Raw genomic sequence first — 19,763 nt, 5'->3', positions numbered from 1 at the left:
GCGTGGCAACTCTTCAGCAGCGGATCGGGCGGTGGCGGGACAGCGGGATGCTGGGCCAGCTGATCCGCTTCGGCATTGCGGGCGGGCTGTCGACGGTCGTCTATTCGGCGGTCTATCTGCCGCTGACGTCCTGGGTCCTGCCGCATGACAAGGCGGTGCTGGCGGTGCCGCCCGCCTTTCTGGTCGCGGTGATCTTCGGCTTCTTCCTGCACAGCGCGTGGAGCTTTCGCGGGCACGGCACCCGCGACTCCAGCGGGCGGCAGCATCTGAAATTCCTGGTGGTACAAGGCTTTGGACTTGTGCTGAATGCGCTCTTTACGTGGATCGCCACCGGGCTTCTGCATCAACAACCCTGGGTCGCGCTGATCCCGGTGGTCACGATCACACCGATCGCGACCTTCGCGCTCAACCGCCAATGGGTCTTCGGATAAGTTCATGGACCGTATCGTTTACGACCGCATGGCCGCGCATGATTCCACCCATTGGTGGTATCGCGCGCGCCGCGACATCCTGGCCGATTATCTGACCCGCTATGGCAAGCTGCCGGGCGAGGCGCGCATCCTGGAGATCGGCTGCGGCACCGGGCACAATCTGCCGATGCTGGCCGGTTTCGGCACGGTCGACGCGATCGAGATCGATCCCGCCGCGCGGGAGATCGCGTCGGAGCGACTCGGCAAGCCGGTCCAGGCCGCGCCGCTGCCCGACCTGCCGGGGATCGAGCGGGGCGCCTATGACCTGATCGCGGTGCTCGACGTGGTCGAGCATATTGAGGACGATGTCGCCGCGCTCGCTGCGATGAAGTCCTGCCTGAAGCCGGGCGGCAAGATCCTGATCGCGGTGCCCGCGCATCAATGGATGTGGTCGGCGCATGACGTGGTGAATCATCACCATCGCCGCTATTCCAAGGGGACGCTCGTCTCGGCGATCGAGAAGGCGGGGCTGCGCCCCCGCAAGCTGACCTATTTCAACTCGCTGCTCTTCCCGCTGGCGGCGGCCGCGCGCATCGCCGGGCGGCTGACGGGCCGCGACGACAGCGACGACTCGCCCCCGCCCGCGCCGCTCAACAAGGCGTTCGAGGCGATCTTCCGGCTGGAGCGGCATCTGGTCGGCCGTGCGCCGATGACGCCGGGGGTTTCGATCGTGACTTTGGCGGAGCCTGTTTGACGGCTGGTTGGGGCGTAGCCTTCGACTTCGCTCAGGCTGAACGGGGTTCAGTACCCAGGCAGTTACCCAACCTCCGTTCAGCCTGAGCGAAGTCGAAGGCCAAGGGAATCTCTCGCAAATTCCGGTTCCGCTCTCCGGCATCCCGCTCTAGGGAAGCCCTCATGCTGGACTTTCATCGCGCCGATCTGGCCCGGTTGGCCGCGCGGGACCGATTGCGGGTGCTGGCCCCGATGGCGGGCAAGGACTTCGCCTCCAACGATTATCTGGGCCTCGCAAACAACCCCCGCCTCGCCGCCGCGATGGCGCGGGCGATCGAGCAGGGCGTGCCCGTCGGCTCGGGTGGCTCGCGGCTGCTGCGCGGCAACCATCCCGAGCATGAGGCGCTGGAAACCGAAGCCGCCGCCTTTTTCGGGGCGGAGGCGAGCCTCTATTTCTCCTCGGGCTATACCGCCAATGTCGCGATCATGGCGACGCTGCCGCAGCGCGGCGACCTGATCGTCCATGATGCGCTGGTCCATGCCAGCATGCATGAGGGGATGACGCTGTCGCGCGCGACCTCGGTGGCGGCGGCGCATAACGACGCGGGCGCGTTCGAGCAGGCGATCCGGACCTGGCGCGCGCAGGGTGGCAAGGGCACGCCCTGGATCGCGGTCGAAAGCCTCTACAGCATGGACGGCGACACCGCCTCGCTCGCCGACCTGATGGCGGTCGCCGAGCGGCACGACGCGATGCTGGTGGTGGACGAGGCGCATGCCACCGGCGTCTTCGGCGACCGGGGGCAGGGGCTTTCGTCGCCGGGCGAGCGGGTGGTGACGCTGCATACCTGTGGCAAGGCGATGGGCTGCGAGGGGGCGCTGGTCGCCGGGCCCGCCATCCTGCGCGATTATCTGGTCAATCGCGGGCGGGGGTTCATCTTCTCCACCGCGCCCTCGCCGCTGATGGCGCGCGGGGTGCGCGAGGCGCTCCGCATCCTGGCCGACGAGCCCGAGCGGCGGGCGGCGCTCCACGCGCGGATCGCGCTGGCGGGCGAGCATCTGGCAAGGCACGGCGCCTCCGCACGCGGCACGCCGATCATGCCGCTGATCCTGGGCGACAATGGCCGGACGATGCGCGCGGCGCACGCATTGCAGGCGCGCGGCTTTGACATTCGCGGCATCCGCCCGCCGACCGTGCCGGTGGGCGCGGCGCGGTTGCGGCTGTCGATCACCCTCAATGTCGAGGCGGCGGACATCCTCGCCCTCGACCAGGCATTGCAGGAGGTTCTGGCATGAGCACCGTCATCGTCACCGGCACCGATACCGAGATCGGCAAGACCGTCTTCTCCGCCGCGCTGACGGCTGCGCTGGGGGCGAGCTATTGGAAACCCGTCCAGGCGGGCACCGACGAGGAGGGGCATGGCGATGCCGAGACGGTGGCACGGCTCAGCGGCCGTCCGGTCCTGCCGTCCGCCTATCGGCTGAAGACCCCCTGCTCGCCGCACCGCGCCGCCGAGATCGACGGGGTGGAAATCGCGATGGACCGCCTCGCCCTGCCACAGGTCGACGGGCCCTTGGTCGCCGAGGGGGCGGGGGGCGTGCTGGTGCCCGTCACGCGGCAGCTGCTGTTCGCCGACCTATTCGCGCATTGGGGCCGCCCGGTGGTGCTGGTCGCGCGGACAGGGCTGGGGACGATCAACCACAGCCTGTTGTCGATCGAGGCGCTGCGGTCGCGCGGCGTGTCGATCCTGGGGATCGCCTTTGTCGGCGACGGCGTCGAGGATAGCGAGGCGACCATCGCTGCGATCGGCGGGGTGAAGCGGCTCGGCCGCCTGCCGCGGCTTGCCGAGCTGACCCGCGAGACGCTGGCAGAGGCCTTTGCCGCCAATTACGACGTCGCGGATTTCCGATGACCTCGCCGGTCTGGCACCCCTTTACCCAGCATGGGCTGGGCGAGCCGATTCCGATGGTCGCCACCGCCTCCGGCGCGGTGCTGACCACGGTCGATGGGCGGCAGGTGATCGACGCCATTTCCAGCTGGTGGGTGACGACGCACGGCCACAACCACCCGCGCATCAGCGCCGCCATCGCCGAACAGGCTGGCAAGCTGGACCAGATCATCTTCGCGGGCTGGACCCATGACCCCGCCGAGACGGTCGCCGCCGAGCTGGTGCGGATCACCCCGCCCGAACTGACGCGGGTGTTCTTCTCCGACTCCGGGTCCACGGCGGTCGAGGTCGCGCTGAAGATGGCGCTGGGTTACTGGCTCAACCGGGGCGAGCCGCGCCATCGTATCCTGGTCCTCGAACACAGCTATCATGGCGACACGATCGGCGCGATGTCGGTCGGCGCGCGGGGGGTCTATAACCGCGCCTATGCGCCGCTGCTCTTCGATGTCGGCACCATTCCCTTTCCCAGCGATGTGCAGGCGACGCTCGACGCGCTGGAGGCGGAGTGCCGGGCGGGCGCGGCGGCGTTCATCGTCGAGCCGCTGGTGCTGGGGGCGGGCGGCATGTTGTTCTACACACCCCAGACGCTGGCCGCGATGCGCGAGATTTGCGCGGCCCATGGCGTGCTGTTCATCGCCGACGAGGTGATGACCGGATGGGGTCGTACCGGCACGCTGTTCGCCTGTGACCAGGCGGGGGTGGTGCCCGACATATTGTGCCTGTCCAAGGGGCTGACCGGCGGCGCGGTGCCCTTGGCGGTGACGCTGGCGACCGAGCCGATCTTCCAGGCGCACTGGTCGGAAAGCGATCGGTCGAAGCAGTTCTTCCATTCGTCCAGCTATACCGCCAACCCCATCGCCTGCGCGGCGGCGGCGGCCAATCTGGCGATCTGGCGCGAGGAGCCGGTGCAGGACCACATCGACGCACTGGCGGCGGCGCAAGGCCGCCATCTGGCGGGGATCGCGGACCGGGTGGCGGTCCATAGCCCCCGCCAGCTCGGCACCATCGCCGCGTTCGAGCTGGGCGCGGGGCAGGACTATCTTTCCGACCTGGCCCCCCGGCTGCTCGCGCATTTCCGCGAGGCCGATCTGCTCGTCCGGCCGATGGGCAACACCATCTATGTGATGCCGCCTTATTCGATTACCCCGGAACAGCTTGCACAGGTTTGGAACGGCATCGATGCGGCGATTGCGCGCTTCGGGGGTTGAGCAACGCCGGAGCCTTTGACTTTACGGCTTTTCATTTGCTTTATCCGGCGGCAATTCAAAAGGGAGCAGGCATGAGCGTGGCGGCGGCAAGGGCGATAGGGGCTCTGGCATCGATGACGGCGCTATGCTGGAGCCTGGGCGTATCTGCGCAGACGGCCCCCGCGTCTCCCCCCGCCCAGCCATTGGGCCCGATCAATGCGGACCTGCCGCCGGGGGGCGATTCCTACGCCCGCGCGATCGAGACGACGCCGGTGGCCGCCGCCACCTGGACGCTGTCCGCCTGGGTCCAGCCGCGCAGCGTCGCGGGCAAGGGCACGACGATGCTGATCGGCGGCTTCGGCGATCCGACCCGGGGCCCCCGCCGCTATCTGGCGCTGGTCGACGGCCAGCCCGCGCTCGTCACCGAGGCGGGGGTGGTGCAGGGCGGCGGCGATGCCGACCGCAACAAATGGACGCATATCGCCGCCAGCTATGACGGCAAGGTCGTCCGGCTGTTCGTGAACGGGCGGCAGGTGGTGCAGCGCGGCCTGTCGCTGGAGCCCGTTACGGGTGTCGCGACCCTGGCCCCGCGCAGCTATCAGCCGATCTTCGCGGGCCGGATCATCGACTTCCGCATGGTGCGCGAGGCGGTCGATCCGCTGGCCATCCGCGTCGCCGCGCGGCGTGCGCCCGACCCGGCGAAGCTGGCACTCCAGACCGGCAGCCCGAGTTGGCCCTTTCAGACCCGCCAGATGCAGGGCCAGACCGCACCGCAGGATGCCTGGACCCTGCCCCAGTCTAAGGCGCCGATCCCGACCAGCGGCACGGCGAAGCCCGAGCCGAAGGCGGCGGCGCTGGTCTCCACCGCGACCGGGCAATGGGCGGTCAATGGCTGGCGACTGATCGAGGCGGCCAAGGTCGGCCCCGGCGGCGCGGACCTGTCGCAGGGCAATTTCGACGCCGACAAATGGTATGTCGCGACCGTGCCGGGCACGGTCCTGACCACCCTGGTCGATCGCGGCGTCTATCCCGATCCGGCGGTGGGGCTGAACAATCTGGCGATCCCCGAGACGCTGGCGCGCCAGGATTACTGGTATCGCACCGAGTTCGACACGCCTCCAGAGGCCGCCGGGCGGCAGATGTGGCTGACCTTCAACGGCGTGAACTATTCGGCCGAGGTCTGGGTCAACGGCCGGATGGCAGGCACGATGAAGGGCGCGTTCATCCGGGGCCGCTTCCCCGTGACGCTGGCCGCCGGGCGCAACGCCATTGCGGTGCGCGTCTCGCCGCCGCCGCATCCCGGCATCGCGCATGAGGAATCGATGACGGCGGGCGTGGGCGAGAATGGCGGCGTCCAGATGATGGACGGCCCGACCTTCGTCGCGACCGAGGGCTGGGACTGGATCCCGAGCGTCCGCGACCGCAATACCGGGCTGTGGCAGGGGGTGACGCTGGCCGCGACCGGCCCGGCGGTGATCGGCGACCCGCAGGTGGTCACGACCTTGCCCAAGCCCGACAATTCGGTCGCCGATGTCGAGATCGCGGTCCCCGTCACCAATAACGGCCAGGCGCCGGTGACGGCGACCGTCCGCGCGGTGTTCGATGACGTGGTGGTCGAAAAGCCGGTGACGGTCGCGCCGGGCCAGACGATCCGCGCCGTCCTGTCGCCGTCCGAATTCCCGCAACTGTCGGTCAGGAATCCGCGCCTGTGGTGGCCCAATGGTTACGGCGACCCCGCGCTGCACGATCTGGCGCTGACCGCAGCGGTCGACGGCGCGCTGTCGGACAGCAAGGGCCTGCGCTTCGGGATGCGGCAGGTGACCTATGACCTGTCGCTGTTCGACGATGACGGCGATCTGGAGCGGGTGACGCTGGACCTCAACCGGGTGCGGGGAGGCCAGCGGGTGGTCGACACCAGCCATGCGGGCATCCGCAAGACCGCCAATGGCTGGGCGATGAGCTTCACCCCCGGCGCGTCCCAGTCGGCGGCGGTCGCCAAGGTGCAGGACGATCCGCGCCTCGCCCCCTATCTCGTCCTGCGGGTCAATGGCGTGCGGATCGCGGCGCGCGGCGGCAATATCGGCATGGACGACTATAGGAAGCGCATCGACCGTGCGCATCTGGAGCCCTTTTTCCGCCTCCACCGCGACGCGCATCTCAATATCATCCGCAACTGGGTGGGGCAGAATACCGAGGACAGCTTCTTCGACCTGGCCGACGAATATGGCCTGATGGTCCTGTCCGATTTCTGGGAGTCGACCCAGGATTACAATATGGAGGCCGAGGACCCGCAGTTGTTCCTCGCCAATGCGGCGGACGTGGTGCGCCGCTATCGCAACCATCCCTCGATCGTCGCCTGGTTCGGCCGGAACGAGGGGGTGCCGCAGCCCATCCTCAATACCGGGCTGGACACGCTGCTGCGCGCCGAGGACGGGACGCGGCTCTATATGCCTTCGTCCAACGCGGTGAACCTGCAAGGGTCGGGCCCCTATGACTGGCGGCCGCCCGCCGACTATTTCACCACGCTCGCCAAGGGCTTTTCGGTCGAGGTCGGCACCCCCTCTCTGCCGACGCTGGAGGCGTGGAAGCGCGCCATTCCGGCCGAGGCGGATCGCTGGCCGATCGGCGATGTCTGGGCCTATCACGACTGGCACCAGACCGGGAACGGCGCGGTCAAGAGCTTCACCGCCGCGCTCGAACGGCGCTTCGGCCCCGCCACCGGGCTCGAGGATTTCGAGCGCAAGGCGCAGATGATGGAATATGAATCCTATCGCGCCATCTTCGAGGGGATGAATGCGGGGCTCTGGACTGAGAATTCGGGCCGGATGCTGTGGATGACGCAACCCGCCTGGCCGTCCTCGGCCTGGCAGATCTTCTCGTCCGACTATGACACCCATGCCGCCTTCTACGGCGTGAAGAAGGCCGCAGAGCCGATCCATGTCCAGATGAACCTGCCCGACCACCGCGTCGTGCTGGTCAACAACACCCGCGACGCGCTGAAGGGCGTGCAGGTGCGCGCGCGGGTCGTCGGGCTGGATGGCCGGGTTGAATCGGACCAGGAGACGAAGATCGCCGCCAATGCCGAGGGGGTGACGCCGGTCCTGACCCTCGACCTGGCCTCGGCGATGAAGCGCGGGCCGGTGCTCGTCCGGCTGGAGGCGAGCGATGCGGGCGGACAGTTGCTGTCGACCAACAGCTATTGGCAGGCGCAGGACGATGCGGGCTATCGCGCGCTGACGACGATGGGGGCGGCGACCGTCACGGCCAGCACGGCGTTGCAGGGGCAGGGGGAGGAGACGATCGCCAACGTCACCCTGACCAACAGCGGCACGGTCCCTGCGATCGAGACCAAGCTGACCGTGATGAATGCCGACGGGACGCAGGTCCTGCCCGCCTATTTCAGCGACAATTACGTCACCCTGTTGCCGGGAGAAAGCCGCGTGATCGAAGTCCGCTACCCCACCGCCAAGGCGGACAGGCCCAGCGTCACGCTGCGCGGCTGGAACGTCACCGCCACCGGCGCGGACCTACGTCCGTGAGCCGCCTCACCTTGGCCGCGCTGCTCGCGCTGACCCTGGCCGCGCCCGCCGTCGCACAGGTGAAGGAGACCGATGGCCAGCGCTGGGCGCGCGAATGGGAGGAGCGGCTGCACAACGACTTCGGCTATCTCGCGCGCTACCGCGAGGACAATGCGAAGCTCGCGGCGCCGGTGCCGGGCCGTCCGCGCATCGTCTTCATGGGCGATTCGATCACCCAGAACTGGGTCGATCGCGCGCCCGGCTTCTTCACCCCCGGCCGGATCGGGCGCGGGATCAGCGGGCAGACCACCTCGCAGATGCTGCTGCGCTTTCGGCAGGACGTGATCGACCTGAAGCCTGCGGTCGTGCAGATCATGGCGGGCACCAACGACATTGCGGGCAATACCGGCCCGACGACCGATGCGCAGGTGCAGGGCAATATCATGTCGATGGTCGAACTGGCGCAGGCGCATGGCATCCGGGTGATCCTGGCCTCGATCCCGCCCGCCGATCATTTCGAGTGGAAGCCGGGCGTGAACCCGGCCCCCCGCATCGCCGCGATGAATCAGTGGCTGAAGGACTATGCCGCGCGCATCGGCGCGACCTATGCCGATTACTGGTCGGTGCTGCATGTCGGCGACGCGCTGAACCCCGCTTATGGCAGCGACGGGGTGCATCCCAATGCGGCGGGCTATGCCGCGATGGCCCCGGTCGCCGATGCCGCGATCCGGCGGGCGTTGGCCAAGCCTCAGTCGCGTAGGATGCGGTAGTTCAGCCGTGCGGTCGCGATCGGCCGGTCGCGATCCTCCTGCCAAGCGGTCGCCTCGACATTGGCGATCCGCTGGCCCAGGCGCAGGATGGTGCCGACCGCGCGGGTGGGGTGGTCGCGGCCCGTGCGCAGATAGTCGGTCGTCACCGTCACCGGCTTGATCCGCGCCGCCCCCTCCGAGGCCAGCCGATGGGTCAGCGCGGCGATCCCCGCCACCTCCAGCAGCCCCGCGATCGCGCCGCCCTGAAGCAGCCCCGGCCAGCCCATCACATGGTCGCCGAACGGCATCACCAGCTGCGGCACCTCTTCGACCCATTCGATCGAACAGCCCAGCCACTCGGCATAGGGCGGCAGCACCATCTGGGTGCCGATCGCGGTGCGCGGCGGGGTCATGCCTCGACCCCCGCGTTCAGCCGCATGAAGGTGCCCGCGACATGCGCCACCGGATCGTCGGGATCGCCGTCATGCGCGATGCCCCGGACAAAGGCGATGCTGTAGGTGATGCGATAGCATTCGCCGCGCCCGATCACCGTCCGCTCCGGCACGGCGGGGCGCAGATAGTCGACGCGCAGGTCGACCGTCACATGCGCCTCGAACGCGCCGCGCTTCAGCCAGACCGACAGGCTGGTCGCCATGTCCATCATCGCGACGATCGGGCCCGAGGCGATGACCCCGCTGGCCGGATCGCCGATCAGCCGCGCGCCATAGGGCAAAGCCAGCTCCGCCCAGTCGTCCCCATGCGTCCGGTACTGCATCCCCAGATGCCGTCCATGGCCGCCAAAGCCGCCCATCGCCGTGAAGCGTTCAATATCGAACCCCATGGGCCGATGCTCTACATCAACGATGCGCAAAAGGAGAGTGGGATGAACGACCGGGTGACGATCGCGGTGGCGGAGGGCGTCGCCGATGTCCGGCTGGCGCGCGGCGAAAAGCTGAACGCGATCGACCGCGCGATGTTCGATGCGCTGGCCGGGGCGGTCGACACGCTGGCGGCGCGGACCGATGTACGCGCGGTGGTGCTGTCGGGCGAGGGGGAGGGTTTCTGCTCGGGGCTCGACATGGCGGCGATGGCGGGGGGCGATCTGGCCGGGCTGGACCTGTCGGCGCGCAGCCATGGCCCGGCCAATCGGGTGCAGCAGGTGGCGTGGGGCTGGCGCACCTTGCCCGTGCCGGTGATCGCGGCGGTGCACGGCGTGGCGTTCGGCGGGGGGACGCAGATCATGGCGGGCGCCGACATCCGGCTGGCGCATCCCGCGACGCGCTTTGCGATTCGCGAGGTGCATTGGGGGATCGTGCCCGACATGGGCGGCTTTGCGCTATGGCGCGGCGTGCGCGAGGATGTGCTGCGCGAATGGGTCTATACCGCGCGCGAGTTCGACGCGGCCGAGGCGCAGGCGGCGGGGCTCGTGACCCGGCTGGTCGAGGACCCGAGGGCCGAGGCGCTGGCGCTCGCTCGCCGAATCGCCGAGCGCAGCCCCGATGCGGTGCGGAGTGCGAAACGGCTGTTCGGGGCGATGGGATGCGCGCCGGAGGAGATGCTGGCGATGGAGAGCGCCGAGCAGGTGGCGCTGATGCGGGGTGCGAACCACCGCGAGGCGGTTGCGGCAAATATGGCGCGGCGGCGGCCGGTTTTCCGGGACGGTTGAGAGGGGCCGCTCCCTCTCCCGCAACGATAGCCCCTCTCCCGGCAGGGGGAGGGGTTGGGGAGGGGCAAGGGCCGCAAGGGTTCTCCTCTGTGAGACCCCATGCCCTCCCCCATCCCCTCCCGCTTGCGGGAGGGGCGTGCTTGGGGCGACCGTGGGACCAAACAAAAAAGGGGGAGCCCCTTTCGAGACTCCCCCCTTTCTCAGCGCTCGCGAAAATTACTCCGCGGTCGCCTTGATGATCTTGCCCGGATTGCGGGGCGGCTCGCCCTTGGGGAGCGCGTCGACATGCTCCATGCCGCTCTCGACCTGGCCCCAGACGGTGTACTGGCGGTCGAGGAAGCGCGCGTCGTCGAAGCAGATGAAGAACTGCGAATTGGCCGAGTTCGGGTCGTTGGTCCGCGCCATCGAGCAGGTGCCGCGCACATGCGGCTCGGCGTTGAACTCCTGCTTCAAATTGGGCTTGTCCGAACCCGACATGCCGGTGCCGGTGGGGTCGCCGCCCTGCGCCATGAAGCCGGGGATCACGCGGTGGAACACGACGCCGTCGTAGAAACCTTCATTGGCGAGCCCGCCGATGCGCGCGACATGCTCGGGCGCCAGGTCGGGGCGCAGCGTGATGACGACATCGCCGCTCTCGAGCGTCAGGGTCAGCTTGGAAAAAGTCTCGGCCATAAGGGTCTTCCTTGGTTGATGTGCCGCAGGTAGGCATTCCTGTGCCCGCTGGCAAATGCGGGCACCGCGCGATAGAGGCATGACGCCGCGTTCATGTTCCATCGAGGGAGGCCGAGATCAGCGACACCGAACTCCCCGACCTCGAAACCGAGACCCCGTTGCCGGAAACCCAGCTGGACGAGGACGACCGGCTGAAGCCCGAATATGTCACCGCCGTGCTCGACGCGCTGAAGGACGGCGACGACGAGGGCGCGCGGGCGCTCGTCGAGCCGCTCCACCCCGCTGATATCGCCGACCTGTTCGAGCTGGTCGACGACGAGGAGCGGGTCAGCCTGGCGCGCGCGGTCGCCGACCTGCTGAACGGCGACGTCTTCGCCGAGATGAACGACTATGTGCGCGAGCAGCTGATCCAGGCGCTCGAACCGCATGAAGTCGCCGACATCGCCTCCGAACTCGACACCGACGACGCGGTGGCGATCATCGAGGACATGGACGAGGACGAGCAGCGCGCGGTGCTGCGCGCGCTCGACCCCGACGACCGCGCCGCGATCGAGGAGGCGCTGTCCTTCCCCGAGGAGTCCGCCGGCCGCCTGATGCAGCGCGAGCTGATCGCGGTGCCCGAACATTGGACGGTGGCCGAAACCATCGAGTTCCTGCGCGGCGACGAGGAACTGACCACCGATTTCTGGGAAATCTTCGTCGTCGATCCCGGCCATCGCCCGATCGGGACGTGCCAGCTGTCCTGGATCCTGCGGGCGCCGGGCGGGATCGCGATCGGCGACGTGATGAAGCGCGAACAGACGCTGATCCCGGTCGACATGGACCAGGAAGAGGTCGCGCTGCGCTTCCAGAAATATGCGCTGATCTCGGCCGCCGTGGTCGATGGCAGCGGGCGGCTGGTCGGCATGATCACCGTCGACGACATCGTCCACATCATCCAGCAGGAAGCGGGCGAGGACGTGCTGCGCCTGTCGGGCGCGGGCGAGGGCGACATCAACGAGCCGATCCTCGACAGCTACAAGAGCCGCGTCCGCTGGCTGATCGCCAACCTCGTCACCGCGATGGTCGCCTCCTCGGTGATCGCCGCGTTCGAGGGGACGATCGCGCGGATGGTGGCGCTGGCGACGCTGATGCCGATCGTCGCGGGGGTCGGCGGCAATGCGGGGACGCAGACGCTGGCGGTGACGGTGCGCGCGTTGGCGACCAACCAGCTGACCCGCTCCAACACGACCCGCGCGATCCTGCGCGAGATTCGCGTGGCGATGATGAACGGCGTGACCGTCGCGGCGGTGATCGGGGTGGGGGTCAGCCTGGTCTTCGCCAATCCGGCACTGGGCATGGTGATCGCGGCGGCGATGATGACCAATATCCTGGTCGCGGGGCTGGCGGGCGTGCTGGTGCCGGTGACGCTCGACCGGTTCGACGCCGACCCGGCGGTGGCGTCGTCGGTGTTCGTGACGATGACCACCGATTCGATCGGGTTCCTGGCCTTTCTGGGCCTGGCGACCGCCGCTGGGCTGACGGGGTGACATTCCTTCCCCGCAAGGGGAGGTAGCGCGCGCAGCGCGTCGGAGGGGTGTCCCCGCTATCGATAGGCCGACACCCCTCCGTCAGGGCTTCGCCCTGCCACCTCCTCTTATAGGGGAGGAATTACCTCCTCCGATCAAAACTATGGCGGTCGCCCCGGACCATGCTTATGATGCACCCCCGCGCAGCCGGGGGGCCGCGTCGTGTCACCACCCGTCAACGCGGATAGTTAAGCAGCGCGCATGAATCGTTTTGCCATCGGTATCGCCGGTATCCTTGTCATCCTGGCGATCGCGGTCGCCCTGTCCACCGATCGTCGCGCCATCCGCCTGCGCGTCGTCGGCGCGGCCTTTGCGCTGCAGGCGGGGATCGCGGTGCTCGTCCTCTATGTCCCCTGGGGCAAGAAGGTCCTGCAGACGTTGTCCGCCGGGGTCGCCGGGCTGCTCGGCTATGCCAATGAGGGGACGAAGTTCCTGTTCGGCGCGCTCGCCTCCGATCCGCTGGGCCGCAATTTCGCGATTCAGGCGCTGCCGGTCATCATCTTCTTCGCCGCGCTTGTCTCGATCCTCTATTATCTGGGGATCATGCAGCTGGTCGTGCGCTGGCTGGGCGGCGCGATCGAAAAGGTAATCGGCGTGTCGAAGGTCGAATCGCTCTGCGCGGCCGCCAATGTCTTCGTCGGCCAGTCCGAATCGCCGCTCGTCATCCGGCCCTATCTGGCCAGCCTCACCCCCGCACAGCTGTTCACCGTGATGACCAGCGGCATGGCGGGCGTGGCGGGCACGATCCTGGCGGCCTATGCCTCGATGGGCATCTCGATCGAATATCTGCTCGCGGCCAGCTTCATGGCGGCGCCCGGCGGCATCCTGATGGCCAAGATCATCATGCCCGACCGGCCCGAACCGCCCGCCGGCCAGCTGCCGCTGGGCGATGTGATCGAGGACGAGAGGATCTCGCTCGCCGAGGCGACGCATGACGAGGAAAAGCCCGCCAACATCATCATGGCGGCCGCGCAAGGCGCGCAGACCGGCGTGAAGCTGGCGGTGGCGGTCGGCGCGATGGTGCTGGCCTTCGTCGCGCTGGTCGCGCTGGCGAACGGGTTGCTGGGCGGGCTGGGCAATCTGGTCGGGATACCGGGGCTCAGCTTCCAGGCGCTGCTCGGTTATGTCTTCCAGCCGATCATGGCGCTGCTCAACGTGCCGTGGAAGGAAGCGGGGATCGCGGGCGGCCTGTTCGGCGAGAAGATCGTGCTCAACGAGTTCGTCGCCTATATCGACCTGGGCAAGCAGGCGGCGCAGCTGTCGCCGCGCACCGTCGCGGTCGTCACCTTCGCGCTGTGCGGCTTTGCCAATTTCTCCTCGATCGCGATCCAGATGGCGGTGACGGGCAGCCTGGCGCCGAACCAACGCCCGACCATCGCGCGGCTGGGCATCCGCGCGCTGATCGCGGGGAGCCTCGCCAACCTGATGTCGGCCGCGCTGGCGGGCCTCCTGATCGGGTAGGGCGCTTTCGGGGTTGATCCTGCAGGTGGGCGCGCTATGGGCGCCCGGTCGGTCGCGCTCGTGGCCGACTCACTGCACAGGATCACAATGCCCCGATCTAGTCCCTTGTCCGGCGACGAGGACAGTAGACGCTTCGGCGTCCACGTTCTTGCCGACCGTCTGACGGGCCTGACGGGGTCGACGATGTCGGCCCGCTAACGCCGTTCCTCGCCGACCTTCCGCCGGGCTCGACCACACGAACCCGAAGGAGGTCTGTCATGACCCGCATGATGTTCCGCGCGCATGTCCGCGCCCAGTCGCTCGCCACCGTTATGGCCAGCGTTCCCCTTGAGCGCGCGCGGTTGCTCCGCGCCGTGGCGTCCAGCCGTCCCCAGGCGATCCGCCGGACCCGCCCCTCGGCCTGACCGCCCCGCTTTCAAGGACAACCCCGATGACCCGTATCGTTTCGCGGGCCGCGCTGTGCGGCCTGTTGCTGTTCGCGCGCGCCGCCGCCGCGCAGGACCTTGCCCCGCCGACCGACACGCCGCAGGATTTCGCCATCCACGGCCAGGCGACCCTCGTCGCGCAGGGCGTGGGCGGTTTCGCTTCGCCCTATGCCGGGACGAACAGCCTGACCCCGCACCAGCTGAAGGAAACCGCCGACGTCACCGCCTATCTCGGCGCGCGGCCCTGGGGCGGCGGTGAGATCTGGGTAAATCCCGAGATCGACCAGGGCTTCGGCCTGTCCGACACGCTGGGCGTCGCGGGCTTTCCCAGCGCGGAGGCTTATAAGGTCGGCAAGGCCGAGCCCTATTTCCGGCTGCAACGCGCCTTTTTCCGCCAGACCCTGGGGTTGGGGAGCGCGCGCGAGGCGGTGGCGGGGGTCGCCAACCAACTCGGCGGATCGCGGAGCGTCGACCGGGTCGTGCTGACCATCGGCAAGTTCGGCGTCGGCGACGTGTTCGACACCAACCCCTATGCGCACGACCCGCGCGGCGATTTCCTCAACTGGTCGGTCGTCGATACCGGCAGTTTCGATTATGCCGCCGATGCCTGGGGCTATACGACCGGCATCGCCGCGGAACTCTATCGCAGCGACTGGACGTTGCGGACCGGGCTGTTCAACTTGTCGACCATCCCCAATGGCGAGCGGCTGGAGCATGGATTCGGCCAGTATCAGCTGGATGCCGAGGTCGAGCATCGCCACCGGGTGGCCGGGCGGCCGGGATCGGTGCGGTTCGGCCTCTTCCGCAACCGGGGCAATTTCAGTCGCTTCGACGAGGCGCTGGCCTATGCCGCCGCGACCGGCAAGGCGGTCGATCCGTCCTTTACCCGGCGGCGGCTGACGCGGATCGGCGGCTATATGAACATGGACCAGGCGCTGACCGACACGCTGGGCCTGTTCGCGCGGATCGGGGTCAGCGACGGGTCGATCGAGCCTTATGACTTCACCGATATCGACCGGACGGCGCAGATCGGCGCGGCGCTGAACGGCAAGGGCTGGGGCCGGGCGCAGGACCGGGTCGGGCTGGCGCTGGTCGCCAACGGCATTTCGGCCGAGCATCGCCGCTATCTGGCGGCGGGCGGCCTGGGCGTGCTGGTCGGCGACGGGCGACTGCCCAATGCGGGCGCCGAGGAGATCGCCGAGGCCTATTACGACGTGGCGCTGACCCGCGCGCTCGCGGTGACGCTGGATGCGCAATATGTCGGCAACCCCGGCAATAACCGCGATCGCGGACCTGCGGAGGTCTTTGCGCTCCGCGTCCACGGCGCATTCTAAATCCTCCCCATCTCCGATGGGGAGGATCGGGGGATTACCGCGTCGGTACGGGCTCCGCACCCGAATAGTCGTAGAAGCCCCGCTTGGTCTTGCGGCCATACCAACCCGCCTCGACATATTTGATCAGCAGCGGGGCGGGGCGGAATTTGGGGTCGCCCGTCCCTTCGAACAGCACGCGGGTGATCTCCAGGCAGGTGTCGAGCCCGACGAAATCCGCCAGCGTCAGCGGCCCCATCGGGTGGTTGAGCCCCAGCTGGCACGCCGCGTCGATGTCCGGGATCGTCGCCACGCCCTCGCCCAGCGCGAAGATCGCCTCGTTGATCATCGGCATCAGCACGCGGTTGACGATGAAGCCCGGCGCGTCATTGGCATGGACGACGCGCTTGCCCAGCGCCTGGGCGAAGGCCTCGACCCGGGCGACCGTCTCGTCCGAGGTGGCGAGGCCGCGGATCAGCTCGATCAGCCCCATGACGGGCACGGGATTGAAGAAATGGACGCCGACGAAGCGGCTCGCATCGGGCGCGGCCTGCGCCAGCCGGGTGATCGGGATGGAGGAGGTGTTGGTCGCCAGGATCGCGGTGTCGGACATCACCTTGCCGACCTCCTCGAAGATCGCGCGCTTGATGGCCTCGCGCTCGGTCGCGGCCTCGATCACCAGCTCGCAATCCGCCATGGCGGACAGGTCGCCGACCGGCACGATGCGGGAGAGCAGCGCATCGGCATCGGCGCGGGTGATCTTTTCCTTCGCGACCAGCCGGTCGAGCGCCTTGGCGATTCCCGCCTTGCCCGCCTCGGCCCGTTCCGCCGACACATCGGCCAGCTTGACCGCATGGCCCGCCGCCGCCGACACTTGCGCGATGCCCGCACCCATCTGACCGGCACCGATCACGCCCACTGACTTCATCGCTCTGCTCTCCTTGTTCTTTGACCGTTGCCCTATCCGTTTCGGAACGTCACCGCCAGCAAAGGGGTTGATACGCCCATGATTCGCACCGCTGCCTTCACGGCTTTCCTGGCGCTTGCCATGCCTGTGGCCGCTGCCGCGCCGGACACGCCGGTCCCGGCCAAGCCGAAGCTGTTTCGCGACTGGATCGTCGCCTGCGACAATGGCGGCGGGTGCGAGGCGGCGTCGCTGTCGCCGCAGGACGGCATGTTGCAGGATGCCGGATTGCTGATCCGGCGCGCCGCCGACGGCATGGTCGCGGTCGAGCTGGCCGACATGACGGGCAAGGCGCGGGTCGCCACGATTCGGGTCGATGGCCGCCCCGTCGCCACCGTTCCGCTGGCCCGCGAAGCGCGGGGTCGGGTCAGCGGGGCGGCGGCCGACAGGCTGGTCGCGGCGCTGGTCCGGGGGCGGCGGGCCGCGATCCTGACGCCCGGTGCCAAGCCCGTCTCGCTGAACGGCGTGGCCGCCACGCTGCGCTATATGGACGATCGGCAGCGACGGGCGGGCACCACCGCCGCCTTCGTTGCACGGGGGGCGACGCGCTATCGCGGCAAGCCGCCCGAACTGCCCCTGGTGCGGGTGGTGACGCCGCCGCCGGGCGACGCGCCCGCCATTCCCTCGGCCGCGATCAACGACATGCGGCGGCGGCTCGACTGCCTGAACAGCCTGGGCAGCCCGGTCAGCGCCGAATCCTATCGGCTGGACGGACGCGCGACTCTGGTCCTGCTGTCCTGCGGGGCGGGGGCGTATAATTATCTGGTCAAGCCGCTGATCTGGCGCGACGGGCGGCTGGCGCCCGCGCGGTTCGACTATGCCTTTCCCTTTGCCGACGAACCGCAACCGGGCGGCGCGGTGACGCTGGTCAACACCCAATGGTCGCCCGCTGGCCGCCTGTCGAGCTGGGGCAAGGGCCGGGGGCTGGGCGATTGCGGCGATCGCCAGAGCTTCGGCTGGGACGGCACCCGATTCCGGCTGATCGAGGCGGCGAGCATGACCGAATGTCGCGGCGCGATCGACACGCTGCACGTCTGGCGGGCGCGTCCCGTGTCCGCGCGATAGGCCGAGGGAGACAGGATCATGCTGGAACATCTGCCCGCCTGGCTGGGCAAGGCGATGAGCGGGTGGCGCGCCGGGGTCGAGTCGGTCGCGGTCGTCCGCCCCGAACTGGCCCCGCCCGCCAGCCTGGCGCTGAGCAGCCCGGCCTTTGCCGACCAGGCGCGGCTGCCCGAGCGTTTCACCGCCGATGGCGCGGGCGTGTCGCCGCCTTTGGTCTGGGGCGACCCGCCCGAGGGGACCGCGCGGCTGGCGCTGCTGGTCGAGGATGCCGACGCACCGACGCCGCAGCCACTGGTCCATGCGATCGTCTGGAACCTGCCGCCCCGGGCGGGCGATCTGGCCGAGGGCGCGATCGTCGCGGACGGCGCGGGCTCACCCGGACAGGGCGATGTCGGGCGCAATTCCTATCTGGGCGAAGGTTGGCTGCCGCCCGACCCGCCGCGCGGTCATGGCGAGCATCGCTATGTCTTTCAGCTGTTCGCGCTCGACTCGGCGGTCGATATCGGCGGGCAGAGTCCCGGACGCAGCGCGATGATCGAGGCGATGGCGGGGCAGGTGCTGGCCGCCGGGGTGCTGACCGGCACCTATTCGCGCGAGGAGGAGGCGCCGGTGGGGCCAGTCGGGGCGGTCGCGCCCGCCTGATCGGGGAAGAGCGGGCGGCCGGGCGTCGACAGGCGACGGCCCGGCCGCAGGACGAGGATGACAGGAGCGGCGGCGTCGATCCCGACGCGATCGCGCGTCACGCCTCAGGCGATCGGCAGGATCGGCGTAGCCGAGGTGATGGCCAGTCCGGCGAACAGCAGCGCGCCGATGCAGGAGACGAGGAACTGGCGGGCCTGGATGGTCTGGAACATGGTGGAACTCCCTTTTGGATCGGGTCGCCAACCCTTTGGCGACCGACGCCGGGAGCTTTGCAGAGAGCGTGCCAGTTTTATAAAGCGTTGATATTCAACGTTTAATTATTCGACCCGAGAAAATCTGGCAAATTGCGCCAAGCCGATACCGGAAAATCCGCCACGGGATGGCGCAATCCGTCAATCCGCATAGGCCAGATCGCGGCCATCATTCTTGGCCCGGTACAAAAGCTCGTCGGCGCGCGCGAACAGCGTCTCCTGCGTATCCTCCGGACGGAAGGTCGTGATCCCCGCCGAGATGGTGATCTGGCCGATCGACTGGTCGGTTTCGCGAACGCGCAGCCGCCGCTCGCGCACCGCCTGCCGGGCGCGTTCGACCAGGGCGGTGGCGTCCCGCTTGGAAATGCCCGACATCAGGATGGCGAATTCCTCACCGCCATGGCGGCACACCAGATGGCCCTGCCCTTCCTCGGCCAGGATCTGGCCGATCGCGGTCAGCACCCGATCGCCCACCGCATGGCCATGTTCGTCGTTGATCCGCTTGAACCGGTCGATATCGCACAGCGCCAGATGGCAGGGATCGACCGCTTCGAAACACTGGCCGAGCGACTCGTTGAACGCCAGCCGGTTCGCCAGCCCGGTCAGCGGATCGCGCCGGGCGGTCGCCCGCGCCTCCGCCAGCTTTTCGCGCAGCGCGTCCGCCTCGGCGGTGGCCTGTTGCAGCCGCCGTTCGCTGGCGTGGATCCGCTCCAGCATCTCGCCGGTCAGCGCGGCCAGCGCCGACAGTCCGATCGCTTCGGCACGGTCCATCTTCGCGGCGCTGCGGGCCAGGTCGGCGCCGAAGGCCGTGGCGTCGGCCTGGACCGAGCGGAGGATGGCCAGGAATGTCTCGACATGGCCCTGAGTCTGCGCGGCCAGCGAATCGGACTGGCTGTCGACCGTGGGCACCGCATGATCGCGCACAGGAGGGGCCTCGACCTTCGCCTCGACCGGTTCCGGACGGGTCGCCGGAGTGCCTCCCCCCAGCCGGACGATATCGTCCTGGTGCAGCCGCACGCCACCATCGATCAGCGACGCGGCGGCGCGCGCCAGGCCGCCGTTCGGATCGGTCAGGATGGCGTGGACGAACGCATAATGCGAGGGATCGGGGGACAGGCGATGATCGTCGAGAAACCGGCCGATCCGTCGATAGAGGTCGGTGCTCATTGACATCCGCCCCCTCCCGACCTGTCGCATGTC

19 protein-coding genes are annotated in these 19,763 nt (G+C 68.7%); 14 read left to right on the top strand and 5 right to left on the bottom strand.

Features of this window, described 5'->3' with window-relative positions; translation table 11 throughout:
* Nucleotides 1-47 precede the first annotated feature (47 nt).
* The 7 genes from ACFX59_RS11395 to ACFX59_RS11365 all read left to right on the top strand — a co-directional run bounded on the left by ACFX59_RS11395 (nucleotide 48) and on the right by ACFX59_RS11365 (nucleotide 8,563).
* Nucleotides 48-431 carry a GtrA family protein gene (locus tag ACFX59_RS11395; protein ID WP_387432398.1) on the top strand — a complete coding sequence of 128 codons (384 nt, stop codon included), beginning with the start codon at nucleotides 48-50 and terminating at the stop codon, nucleotides 429-431.
* A 4-nt stretch (nucleotides 432-435) separates the two neighbouring features.
* The gene (locus ACFX59_RS11390) at nucleotides 436-1,164 is read left to right on the top strand and encodes a class I SAM-dependent methyltransferase (RefSeq protein ID WP_387432373.1); all 729 of its coding nucleotides are present in this window, start codon (nucleotides 436-438) and stop codon (nucleotides 1,162-1,164) included.
* Nucleotides 1,165-1,325: 161 nt separating this feature from the next.
* Nucleotides 1,326-2,435, top strand: a complete 1,110-nt coding sequence (locus tag ACFX59_RS11385; protein WP_387432371.1) for an 8-amino-7-oxononanoate synthase — start codon at nucleotides 1,326-1,328, stop codon at nucleotides 2,433-2,435.
* Nucleotides 2,432-3,052: a dethiobiotin synthase gene (gene bioD / locus ACFX59_RS11380; protein WP_387432370.1), complete on the top strand. Its 621-nt coding sequence runs from the start codon at nucleotides 2,432-2,434 to the stop codon at nucleotides 3,050-3,052. The genes ACFX59_RS11385 and bioD overlap by 4 nt, the downstream gene beginning before the upstream one ends.
* On the top strand, nucleotides 3,049-4,296 hold the full coding sequence (locus ACFX59_RS11375; protein WP_387432368.1) for an adenosylmethionine--8-amino-7-oxononanoate transaminase: 1,248 nt from the start codon (nucleotides 3,049-3,051) through the stop codon (nucleotides 4,294-4,296). Before bioD ends, ACFX59_RS11375 begins: the two co-directional genes overlap by 4 nt.
* Before the next feature lie 71 nt (nucleotides 4,297-4,367).
* Nucleotides 4,368-7,814: a LamG-like jellyroll fold domain-containing protein gene (locus ACFX59_RS11370; RefSeq protein ID WP_387432367.1), complete on the top strand. Its 3,447-nt coding sequence runs from the start codon at nucleotides 4,368-4,370 to the stop codon at nucleotides 7,812-7,814.
* Nucleotides 7,811-8,563 carry a GDSL-type esterase/lipase family protein gene (locus ACFX59_RS11365; protein ID WP_387432365.1) on the top strand — a complete coding sequence of 251 codons (753 nt, stop codon included), beginning with the start codon at nucleotides 7,811-7,813 and terminating at the stop codon, nucleotides 8,561-8,563. Before ACFX59_RS11370 ends, ACFX59_RS11365 begins: the two co-directional genes overlap by 4 nt.
* Here the strand turns inward: ACFX59_RS11365 and ACFX59_RS11360 are convergent.
* Nucleotides 8,542-8,955 carry a PaaI family thioesterase gene (locus ACFX59_RS11360; protein ID WP_387432363.1) on the bottom strand — a complete coding sequence of 138 codons (414 nt, stop codon included), beginning with the start codon at nucleotides 8,953-8,955 and terminating at the stop codon, nucleotides 8,542-8,544. The two genes, ACFX59_RS11365 and ACFX59_RS11360, sit on opposite strands and share 22 nt — an antisense overlap.
* Nucleotides 8,952-9,383, bottom strand: coding sequence for a PaaI family thioesterase (locus ACFX59_RS11355; RefSeq protein ID WP_387432362.1), 432 nt, complete (start codon nucleotides 9,381-9,383; stop codon nucleotides 8,952-8,954). The genes ACFX59_RS11360 and ACFX59_RS11355 overlap by 4 nt, the downstream gene beginning before the upstream one ends.
* Before the next feature lie 42 nt (nucleotides 9,384-9,425).
* Between ACFX59_RS11355 and ACFX59_RS11350 the strand changes: the two genes are divergently transcribed.
* Nucleotides 9,426-10,208 (top strand): crotonase/enoyl-CoA hydratase family protein, encoded by a 783-nt coding sequence (locus ACFX59_RS11350; protein ID WP_387432360.1) that lies wholly within the window; start codon nucleotides 9,426-9,428, stop codon nucleotides 10,206-10,208.
* Between the two features lie 216 nt (nucleotides 10,209-10,424).
* Here ACFX59_RS11350 and ACFX59_RS11345 read toward each other — a convergent pair whose 3' ends face one another.
* Nucleotides 10,425-10,880 carry a peptidylprolyl isomerase gene (locus ACFX59_RS11345; protein WP_042488118.1) on the bottom strand — a complete coding sequence of 152 codons (456 nt, stop codon included), beginning with the start codon at nucleotides 10,878-10,880 and terminating at the stop codon, nucleotides 10,425-10,427.
* Nucleotides 10,881-10,996: 116 nt separating this feature from the next.
* Here ACFX59_RS11345 and mgtE point away from each other — a divergent pair, with 116 nt between their 5' ends.
* From mgtE to ACFX59_RS11325, 4 genes are all read left to right on the top strand, one after another.
* The gene (gene mgtE, locus ACFX59_RS11340; protein ID WP_309698037.1) at nucleotides 10,997-12,409 is read left to right on the top strand and encodes a magnesium transporter; all 1,413 of its coding nucleotides are present in this window, start codon (nucleotides 10,997-10,999) and stop codon (nucleotides 12,407-12,409) included.
* 240 nt (nucleotides 12,410-12,649) lie between these two features.
* Nucleotides 12,650-13,909: a NupC/NupG family nucleoside CNT transporter gene (locus tag ACFX59_RS11335; RefSeq protein ID WP_387432359.1), complete on the top strand. Its 1,260-nt coding sequence runs from the start codon at nucleotides 12,650-12,652 to the stop codon at nucleotides 13,907-13,909.
* A 257-nt stretch (nucleotides 13,910-14,166) separates the two neighbouring features.
* Nucleotides 14,167-14,313: a hypothetical protein gene (locus tag ACFX59_RS11330; RefSeq protein WP_307101670.1), complete on the top strand. Its 147-nt coding sequence runs from the start codon at nucleotides 14,167-14,169 to the stop codon at nucleotides 14,311-14,313.
* A gap of 26 nt (nucleotides 14,314-14,339) precedes the next feature.
* Nucleotides 14,340-15,668: a carbohydrate porin gene (locus ACFX59_RS11325; RefSeq protein ID WP_387432357.1), complete on the top strand. Its 1,329-nt coding sequence runs from the start codon at nucleotides 14,340-14,342 to the stop codon at nucleotides 15,666-15,668.
* A gap of 34 nt (nucleotides 15,669-15,702) precedes the next feature.
* On the opposite strand, the gene ACFX59_RS11320 is transcribed toward ACFX59_RS11325, so the two are convergent.
* On the bottom strand, nucleotides 15,703-16,572 hold the full coding sequence (locus tag ACFX59_RS11320; protein WP_387432356.1) for a 3-hydroxybutyryl-CoA dehydrogenase: 870 nt from the start codon (nucleotides 16,570-16,572) through the stop codon (nucleotides 15,703-15,705).
* A gap of 78 nt (nucleotides 16,573-16,650) precedes the next feature.
* On the opposite strand from ACFX59_RS11320, the gene ACFX59_RS11315 reads away from it, so the two are divergent.
* Nucleotides 16,651-17,673 carry a DUF1176 domain-containing protein gene (locus ACFX59_RS11315; protein ID WP_387432354.1) on the top strand — a complete coding sequence of 341 codons (1,023 nt, stop codon included), beginning with the start codon at nucleotides 16,651-16,653 and terminating at the stop codon, nucleotides 17,671-17,673.
* Nucleotides 17,674-17,691: 18 nt separating this feature from the next.
* On the top strand, nucleotides 17,692-18,312 hold the full coding sequence (locus ACFX59_RS11310; protein ID WP_387432353.1) for a YbhB/YbcL family Raf kinase inhibitor-like protein: 621 nt from the start codon (nucleotides 17,692-17,694) through the stop codon (nucleotides 18,310-18,312).
* A 392-nt stretch (nucleotides 18,313-18,704) separates the two neighbouring features.
* Here the strand turns inward: ACFX59_RS11310 and ACFX59_RS11305 are convergent, their stop codons facing one another.
* A complete protein-coding gene (locus tag ACFX59_RS11305; RefSeq protein WP_387432352.1) occupies nucleotides 18,705-19,730 on the bottom strand; it encodes a diguanylate cyclase domain-containing protein in 1,026 nt (341 codons plus the stop codon).
* Between the last annotated feature and the right edge of the window lie 33 nt (nucleotides 19,731-19,763).

Origin of the sequence: Sphingomonas sp. NCPPB 2930, assembly GCF_042867205.1 — a bacterium.
Lineage (GTDB): Bacteria > Pseudomonadota > Alphaproteobacteria > Sphingomonadales > Sphingomonadaceae > Sphingomonas.
This window is presented reverse-complemented; position numbering and strand designations above follow the sequence as displayed.

Excerpts from the sequence above, each read along its gene's own strand:
- ACFX59_RS11390 (WP_387432373.1), top strand. The coding sequence starts at position 436 with ATGGACCGTATCGTTTACGACCGCATGGCCGCGCATGATTCCACCCAT.
- ACFX59_RS11350 (WP_387432360.1), top strand. The coding sequence starts at position 9,426 with ATGAACGACCGGGTGACGATCGCGGTGGCGGAGGGCGTCGCCGATGTC.
- ACFX59_RS11310 (WP_387432353.1), top strand. The coding sequence starts at position 17,692 with ATGCTGGAACATCTGCCCGCCTGGCTGGGCAAGGCGATGAGCGGGTGG.
- ACFX59_RS11315 (WP_387432354.1), top strand. The coding sequence starts at position 16,651 with ATGATTCGCACCGCTGCCTTCACGGCTTTCCTGGCGCTTGCCATGCCT.
- ACFX59_RS11360 (WP_387432363.1), bottom strand. The coding sequence starts at position 8,955 with ATGACCCCGCCGCGCACCGCGATCGGCACCCAGATGGTGCTGCCGCCC.
- ACFX59_RS11370 (WP_387432367.1), top strand. The coding sequence starts at position 4,368 with ATGAGCGTGGCGGCGGCAAGGGCGATAGGGGCTCTGGCATCGATGACG.
- ACFX59_RS11375 (WP_387432368.1), top strand. The coding sequence starts at position 3,049 with ATGACCTCGCCGGTCTGGCACCCCTTTACCCAGCATGGGCTGGGCGAG.
- ACFX59_RS11305 (WP_387432352.1), bottom strand. The coding sequence starts at position 19,730 with ATGAGCACCGACCTCTATCGACGGATCGGCCGGTTTCTCGACGATCAT.
- bioD (WP_387432370.1), top strand. The coding sequence starts at position 2,432 with ATGAGCACCGTCATCGTCACCGGCACCGATACCGAGATCGGCAAGACC.
- ACFX59_RS11320 (WP_387432356.1), bottom strand. The coding sequence starts at position 16,572 with ATGAAGTCAGTGGGCGTGATCGGTGCCGGTCAGATGGGTGCGGGCATC.
- ACFX59_RS11325 (WP_387432357.1), top strand. The coding sequence starts at position 14,340 with ATGACCCGTATCGTTTCGCGGGCCGCGCTGTGCGGCCTGTTGCTGTTC.
- ACFX59_RS11385 (WP_387432371.1), top strand. The coding sequence starts at position 1,326 with ATGCTGGACTTTCATCGCGCCGATCTGGCCCGGTTGGCCGCGCGGGAC.
- ACFX59_RS11335 (WP_387432359.1), top strand. The coding sequence starts at position 12,650 with ATGAATCGTTTTGCCATCGGTATCGCCGGTATCCTTGTCATCCTGGCG.
- ACFX59_RS11330 (WP_307101670.1), top strand. The coding sequence starts at position 14,167 with ATGACCCGCATGATGTTCCGCGCGCATGTCCGCGCCCAGTCGCTCGCC.
- ACFX59_RS11395 (WP_387432398.1), top strand. The coding sequence starts at position 48 with ATGCTGGGCCAGCTGATCCGCTTCGGCATTGCGGGCGGGCTGTCGACG.
- ACFX59_RS11345 (WP_042488118.1), bottom strand. The coding sequence starts at position 10,880 with ATGGCCGAGACTTTTTCCAAGCTGACCCTGACGCTCGAGAGCGGCGAT.
- ACFX59_RS11355 (WP_387432362.1), bottom strand. The coding sequence starts at position 9,383 with ATGGGGTTCGATATTGAACGCTTCACGGCGATGGGCGGCTTTGGCGGC.